At 57.7% G+C, this 6,000-nt stretch carries 8 protein-coding genes and 1 pseudogene; all 9 read left to right on the top strand.

Features of this window, described 5'->3' with window-relative positions:
• Positions 1–397: pseudogene (locus NDI87_RS06000) on the top strand (cytochrome C); the annotation flags it as partial.
• Between the two features lie 14 nt (positions 398–411).
• A complete protein-coding gene (locus NDI87_RS05995; protein ID WP_296273903.1) occupies positions 412–1,032 on the top strand; it encodes a cytochrome b/b6 domain-containing protein in 621 nt (206 codons plus the stop codon).
• Between the two features lie 43 nt (positions 1,033–1,075).
• The gene (locus NDI87_RS05990) at positions 1,076–2,887 is read left to right on the top strand and encodes a DUF3373 domain-containing protein (protein WP_296273902.1); all 1,812 of its coding nucleotides are present in this window, start codon (positions 1,076–1,078) and stop codon (positions 2,885–2,887) included.
• Between the two features lie 36 nt (positions 2,888–2,923).
• Positions 2,924–3,244: a hypothetical protein gene (locus tag NDI87_RS05985; RefSeq protein ID WP_296273900.1), complete on the top strand. Its 321-nt coding sequence runs from the start codon at positions 2,924–2,926 to the stop codon at positions 3,242–3,244.
• A 98-nt stretch (positions 3,245–3,342) separates the two neighbouring features.
• Positions 3,343–4,392: a rhodanese-like domain-containing protein gene (locus NDI87_RS05980; protein ID WP_296273898.1), complete on the top strand. Its 1,050-nt coding sequence runs from the start codon at positions 3,343–3,345 to the stop codon at positions 4,390–4,392.
• A gap of 4 nt (positions 4,393–4,396) precedes the next feature.
• On the top strand, positions 4,397–4,966 hold the full coding sequence (locus NDI87_RS05975; protein WP_296273896.1) for a rhodanese-like domain-containing protein: 570 nt from the start codon (positions 4,397–4,399) through the stop codon (positions 4,964–4,966).
• Positions 4,963–5,184 carry a hypothetical protein gene (locus NDI87_RS05970; RefSeq protein ID WP_296273894.1) on the top strand — a complete coding sequence of 74 codons (222 nt, stop codon included), beginning with the start codon at positions 4,963–4,965 and terminating at the stop codon, positions 5,182–5,184. The genes NDI87_RS05975 and NDI87_RS05970 overlap by 4 nt, the downstream gene beginning before the upstream one ends.
• Positions 5,185–5,267: 83 nt before the next feature.
• A complete protein-coding gene (locus tag NDI87_RS05965) occupies positions 5,268–5,519 on the top strand; it encodes an AbrB/MazE/SpoVT family DNA-binding domain-containing protein (RefSeq protein WP_296273893.1) in 252 nt (83 codons plus the stop codon).
• A complete protein-coding gene (locus NDI87_RS05960) occupies positions 5,516–5,917 on the top strand; it encodes a type II toxin-antitoxin system VapC family toxin (protein WP_296273892.1) in 402 nt (133 codons plus the stop codon). Before NDI87_RS05965 ends, NDI87_RS05960 begins: the two co-directional genes overlap by 4 nt.
• The last annotated feature ends 83 nt before the right edge of the window (positions 5,918–6,000 follow it).

Raw genomic sequence — 6,000 nt, 5'->3', positions numbered from 1 at the left:
CGGCAAACAGCAATACGACCCCGTGACCAAATCGCTGGTGATTACCCACCTGGCGGGCCACGACGACACCGCATACTGGAAAAACCTGAACTGGGTCAAGGCCGTCGAGGCGGGCATGGCCAAGGGCGGTGTGCAGTTTTCCGGTCAGGTGGACTTTATCGAGACCGAGAGCATCTGGCCGATCACCCACATGGTCGCGCCCAAGGAAAAAGCCCTGGGCTGTGTTGAGTGCCACGTCAGCAACGGCCGCCTGGAAAAGGTTGATGGCGTTTATATGCCTGGTCGCGGCCGGGACCATGCACCCTGGCTTGAGATTGGTGGCTGGTTGTTGGCCGCGCTGACCCTGCTGGGTGTCACAGGCCACGGCTTGATGCGCCTCATTACCCGCAAACACTAAACCGGAGAACCATCATGGCACGCGTTTATCTCTTCAAACCCTTCGAGCGGTTCTGGCACTGGTCGCAAGCGGCACTCATCATCACCATGTTGGTGACCGGTTTTGAAGTGCACGGCAGCTACAAGTTGTTTGGCTTTGGCAAGGCGGTGGATTACCACACCATCGCTGCCTGGACCCTGGTGGGGCTGTGGATTTTTGCCATCTTCTGGCACTTCACTACCGGCGAGTGGCGGCAGTACATCCCTACCACACAAAAAATGCTGGCGGTGGCCAACTACTACTCGTCGGGCATCTTCAAGGGTGAAGAACACCCCTACAAGCCGACCACGGGCAAGAAGCACAACCCGCTGCAACGCCTGACCTACCTGGCCGTGCTGACCTTGCTGAGTCCCTTGATCTGGGTCAGTGGTGGTTTGTATTTGTTTTATGCCGATTGGCCAAGCCTGGGACTGAGCGGCCTGAGCTTGCAGTGGGTTGCTGCAGCACACACCCTGGGTGCCTTTTTGATGCTGGCCTTTCTGATTTCGCACCTGTATCTGGCCACCACCGGTCACAAGATTACTTCGCAGGTCATGGCCATGATTACTGGTTGGGAAGACCTGGGGGACGACGCTGCACCTGGCAATAAACATTAATGCGGCAAATAAATTTTCGTTGTTAAATCTTTAGGAGTTATTCATGGGCAAGAGGTTTCAGAAAAAACTGCTGGTTGCATTGATCGCCGGCATGGTGGTGCCGATGGCGGCTTACGCCTCCGAGGCTGATCTGATAAAAAAAATTGAAGCTCTGGCGCAGCAAAATGAGCTGTTGGCGCAGCAATTGCAGGCGCTCAAGGGGCAGGTTCAGGCCAATGAGGCCAAGGCTGCCGCGCCTGTTGCGCCAGTGGCTGCAAGCAATGATGCGGCAATTGACGAGCTCAAGAGCCAGGTTAAACAGCTTGAAGGCAAGTCGCTCGGTAAATGGCTGACGGTGGGTGGCGACTACCGCTTCCGTTACGACTATCTGGAAGGCCAGAGCAAGACCTTTACCGATGTGGCCGGCACGTTTGCGAATGCGCAGAACCAGTTGCAAACCGAGTTCTTCGCCAACCCGGCTGCGGCTTCCAGCCTCAACCCGGGATGGACTTCGGCGCAAGCCCTGTCCGGGCTGATGGGCTTCGCCCAGGGCATGAACGCCGTGGGCAGCTACGACCAGGCGGCGGCCTTCCTGGCCAATCCGACGAACGCCGGCATGGTTGGCGCAATGGCTGCGTTTGCCAAGACCGTGCCCGCCTACAAGCCCAAGAACACCAGCCTGATGACCAACAAGTTCGACCTTGACCTGAACGCCAAGGCCACGCAGGATGTCAGCGTGACCGCGCGCCTGGCCATGTACAAGGTGTTTGGTTCGCAAAACGACGGTGCCATCATGAACGCCGGCTCGGCCCCGTTCTTTGCCGACCGAACCGGTGTCTTCGACGGCACGCTGAGCCATGTGCCGTCGACCAGCGATCTCAATGTCGACCGCATCTATGCGACCTGGAGCAATATCGCCGACAAGGAAATCTGGTTCTCGGTCGGTCGCCGTCCATCGACCGAAGGCGCACCCAGCAACCTCAAGCAGAACAAGCCGCGCCCGGGCACGGGCGGCGTGCCTTCGCTGCTGGTGGACTATGCCTTCGACGGCCTGACCCTGGGCTATGCGCCAGAAATCGATGCATTGCCAGGCGCCTATGCCAAGTTTTGTTATGGTCGCGGCTTCGAGAGTGGTTACAGCAATGTTGCTGGCAATTCGCTGGCCGACACCGACATGATCGGCATTTCGGTGGTACCGATCGACACCGATCCGTTGCGCGTCTGGTTGCAGTGGAACCGTGGCACGCACATCTTCGATGCGCCCACCATGAGCAACACCTACTTTGGCGACACCGCCAGCAAGGCTGACCTGGGCGACATCGACTGGTTGGGTGCCGGCTTCATGAGCACGTACAAGAACGTGGGCGCAGGCATGTTGCATGTGTTTGGCGAAGTGGCGATGAGCCAGACCCACCCCAACAACAATGTTTCGGCGCAAAACGGCTTCCAGGGTCTGTTGACCGGGGGCTTCTTCAATCCTGAAGCGCCGTCGGACAAGACCGGTACCGGCATCGCCCTGGGCGTGCGCTACGACCTGCCGTCCAAGGACAAGTTCGGCTTCGAATACAACCATGGCTCCAAGAACTGGATCCCGTTCTCGCCCGCGGCTGACGACATGTGGACTGCCAAGGCCGGTACCCGGGGCAGCGTGATCGAGGCTTACTACATCAAGGATCTCGACCTTGCGCCGGTTTCCTCGTTCTTCAGCAAGGCTTTCTTCCGCCTGGGCGTGCAGCGTTACAACTTCGACTACACCGGCAGCAACAACTGGGTCGGTGCTCCGGTAGCCATTGGCGATGTCAATGGTCAGATGTCGACCTTGACGCCGCTGGAGAACGCCACCAACGTTTACGCCACCTTTGAAGTCAAGTTCTGATCTTTTTTTATTTCATTTTTTAGCAGGAGTCTCATCATGAAAACCAAATTCTCAACCCTGATCGTTACCGCCGTGCTGGGTCTTTCCGGTGCTGCCTTCACTGCCAACGCCTTGGCAGAAGAAGGCAAGTTGGTCGGCCCGATCACCAAAATCACGTTGGCCGCCGACGGAAAGTCGGCCACCGCCGTGCTGAAGGACAGCAAGGCTGGCGCACCCGTCACCATCACAATCACCGATGACCTGACCCTGGACAAGTTCAAGGACAAGCGCATCGTGGAAGGCGATGAAATCCGTGCCCGTTTTGAAAAAGACGGCAAGAACACCAGCAAGTCGTTCAAGAAGACCGCTGGCTGCTGATCTGCTGCTGAACAGCGCGCCGCCGGTTGAGTCTCCCTGCCGGTAGCGTACAAACTTGTGATTGGGAGACAAGCTTCCCACGTTCAAGGAGTGATGTCATGAAACGCATGTTGTGGACATTGGCCCTGTCTGGCGCGCTGGCCTTCAGCGCACTGGCGGCAGATGTCAAGGCTGAGGCCGACGAAGTGGTCAACGACCAGATGGTGAGTTTTTACGAGCAAGGCGCGATCGGTAAAACAGTCTGGGTGCTGGACAGCCGGCCGGCTGGCAAATTTATCGCCGGGCACATTCCGGGCGCCATCAACCTGCCGCTGGATGTGCTGAAAAAAGACCCGGCGGCCAGCGTCGAAAAACTGGCCATTCCAAAGACCGGCAAGCTGGTCTTTTATTGCGCGGGCCGCGAGTGCACCTTGTCGGTGGACTCGGCTGCTGTGTTCAGGACCATGGGCTACACCGATGTCTGGGTTTACCGCAACGGCGTCCCGGGCTGGAACCAGAAAGCCCAACCCCTGCTGGCAACAGAAGCCTTCCTGAAAAAAGGCAACCTGATTCTGCTCGATACCGCCCCAGGGCAAAGCACCATCGTCGGTGCCAATAACCAGACGCTGCAACTCTCGCTGACCGACCTCAAGGCCAGCAAGGGTCAGGACGCGCTCGCCAAATTGTCCAAAAATGCGCCCCTGGTGGTGCTGGACCGGGGAGACATGACGGCTGCCAATGAGGCGCTGGACATGTTGCGCGAATACGATTTTCGCCGTCTGGCTTATTTCCCGATCAGTGTGTGGAAAGGTCCGCTGGGCGCTGCGCCCGCCCTCACGCAAGTGAGCTGGGCACCCATGTATGCGCCCGGTCAAGTGGCGCCCAAAGTCTTTGAAGAGGCGGTGACGGCTGGCAAGTTCATTCTGGATGTGCGCCCGGCTGCGGACTTTGCCCGCGGGCACTTCAAGGGCGCGGTGAATCTGCCCATTGAAGACATGGAACAGGACTTTGCCAGGATTCCCAAAGACGTTCCCGTGTTTGTCAACTGCGCCACCGGTGCCAAGAGCACCAAGACGTATGACATTCTGGGGCGCAAGGGCTACACCAACGTTGCTTACCTCGATGCCGAAATCTCCTGCAAGGGCGAAACCTGCGTCATCAAGGAGTGAGCTGATGCGGCTGGCGTGGCTGCTCTTGCTGTCGCCGGTGTTGCTGACGCCAGCATGGGCGGCTGAGCCGGAACAGCTGCGACTGATCGGGAACGACACGCAGTTCGTCGTGCAGACACCCAGCGGCCCTATCGCCGTCACGCGCAGCAAAACAGCCTGCGCCTATCCCAAAGGGGTTTTGCAGCCGCTGGTGCCCTTGCCCGGAGTCACCCCGGTGACCGAAATCGAGGTGTTGCACGCACTGAACAATCCCTCTGTCATGGTGATTGACATGCGTGACGAAGACGAACCGCTGAAAGCCACCATCCCCAACACATTTCACATCCCGTACAACGAAATTGAGGACCGACTGGACAAACTGGGGTGCGGACGTCGCGCAGACAAGACGTGGGACTGTTCTGCTGCCTTCAACATCATCGCGTTTTGTTACGGCCCCATGTGTTTGCAAAGTCCGGCCGGCATCAGAAATCTCGTGCGCATGGGTTACCCGGTGGAGAAAATCTCGCATTACCGTGGTGGCATGATGGACTGGGAAGCGCTGGGTTTGACCACAGTGAAGGGGAATCGACCATGAAAATGGGTGTCAGGTTCGTCTGGATGATGACCGTCTTCTGGATGGCATTTGCGCCGGCCCTGTCTGCGGCCTCGCAGCCCGACGACTGTTCCGTCGCGATGCGTGTTTTCAAGGCTGATCCGGCGCAGCTGATCCCGGAGGTCAAGCTGGTCGCCAATGTATTCAATTCAATGATCGGTTACCAGACCAAGGGCTATGCCCTGATCGCCATCAACTGAGCTGCCGCTGCTTGGATCAATCATGTGCATTGACATTTGACATGGTGGTAGATATCATGTGGCATACCATCAAGGGGCGCACCATGCATCAAACTGCCAAAATATTCGCCACTGGTCGCAGCCAGGCGGTTCGATTGCCGCTGGAATTCCGCTTTGACGTGTCGGAGGTTTTCATTCGCCACGACCCCATTACTGGAGATGTGGTGCTGTCGCGCAAACCACAAGATTGGCAAAGTTTGCTTGACGCGGTGGCACACAACAAAGACGAAGACCTGCTCATTGAGCGCCGCCAAACCCACACCCGCCGCGACCCTTTTGAAGGCTGGGAGGAATGAGCCAGCGCTATATGCTCGACACCAATGTGGTCAGCCACATCATGCAGGGGCGGGATGTCGACTTGCTGGCGCGTTTGATCCAGTTGCCTGTTGGTCAAGTGGTGATGTCCAGCATTACGCTGGCGGAGTTGGAGTACGGCTTGCATCGCAAGGGACAGCCGATTCGTTTGAAAAAAGCCATGACTCAGGTCCTGTTACACATGGATGTGTTGCCCTGGGATGAGCAGGTGGCGCGTTGTTATGGTGAACTGTGTTCCACGCTCGAAGCCAAAGGCATTAATTTCAGCGACCTCGACATGATGATTGCAGCCCATGCCGTTGCCGTGGATGCCACCTTGGTAAGCCGAGACCGTGCTTTTACTCAGGCGACGGATCGTTTGAAGCTGGAAGTCTGGTAGCTTTGAGCTCCTTTCCCTATACCGCGATGGCAGACGCCACCGGTAGCCTGGGAATTTGTATTGCAGTGTTGGTCCGCGATGCG

This window comes from Rhodoferax sp. (assembly GCF_023701345.1).
Classification (GTDB): domain Bacteria; phylum Pseudomonadota; class Gammaproteobacteria; order Burkholderiales; family Burkholderiaceae_C; genus Rhodoferax.
The sequence above is the reverse complement of the archived record's forward strand: the minus strand, read 5'-3'. Positions and strand labels throughout refer to the sequence as shown.

Coding starts and splice junctions, on each gene's coding strand:
- NDI87_RS05960 (WP_296273892.1), top strand. CDS start 5,516: ATGAGCCAGCGCTATATGCTCGACACCAATGTGGTCAGCCACATCATG.
- NDI87_RS05980 (WP_296273898.1), top strand. CDS start 3,343: ATGAAACGCATGTTGTGGACATTGGCCCTGTCTGGCGCGCTGGCCTTC.
- NDI87_RS05990 (WP_296273902.1), top strand. CDS start 1,076: ATGGGCAAGAGGTTTCAGAAAAAACTGCTGGTTGCATTGATCGCCGGC.
- NDI87_RS05985 (WP_296273900.1), top strand. CDS start 2,924: ATGAAAACCAAATTCTCAACCCTGATCGTTACCGCCGTGCTGGGTCTT.
- NDI87_RS05975 (WP_296273896.1), top strand. CDS start 4,397: ATGCGGCTGGCGTGGCTGCTCTTGCTGTCGCCGGTGTTGCTGACGCCA.
- NDI87_RS05970 (WP_296273894.1), top strand. CDS start 4,963: ATGAAAATGGGTGTCAGGTTCGTCTGGATGATGACCGTCTTCTGGATG.
- NDI87_RS05965 (WP_296273893.1), top strand. CDS start 5,268: ATGCATCAAACTGCCAAAATATTCGCCACTGGTCGCAGCCAGGCGGTT.
- NDI87_RS05995 (WP_296273903.1), top strand. CDS start 412: ATGGCACGCGTTTATCTCTTCAAACCCTTCGAGCGGTTCTGGCACTGG.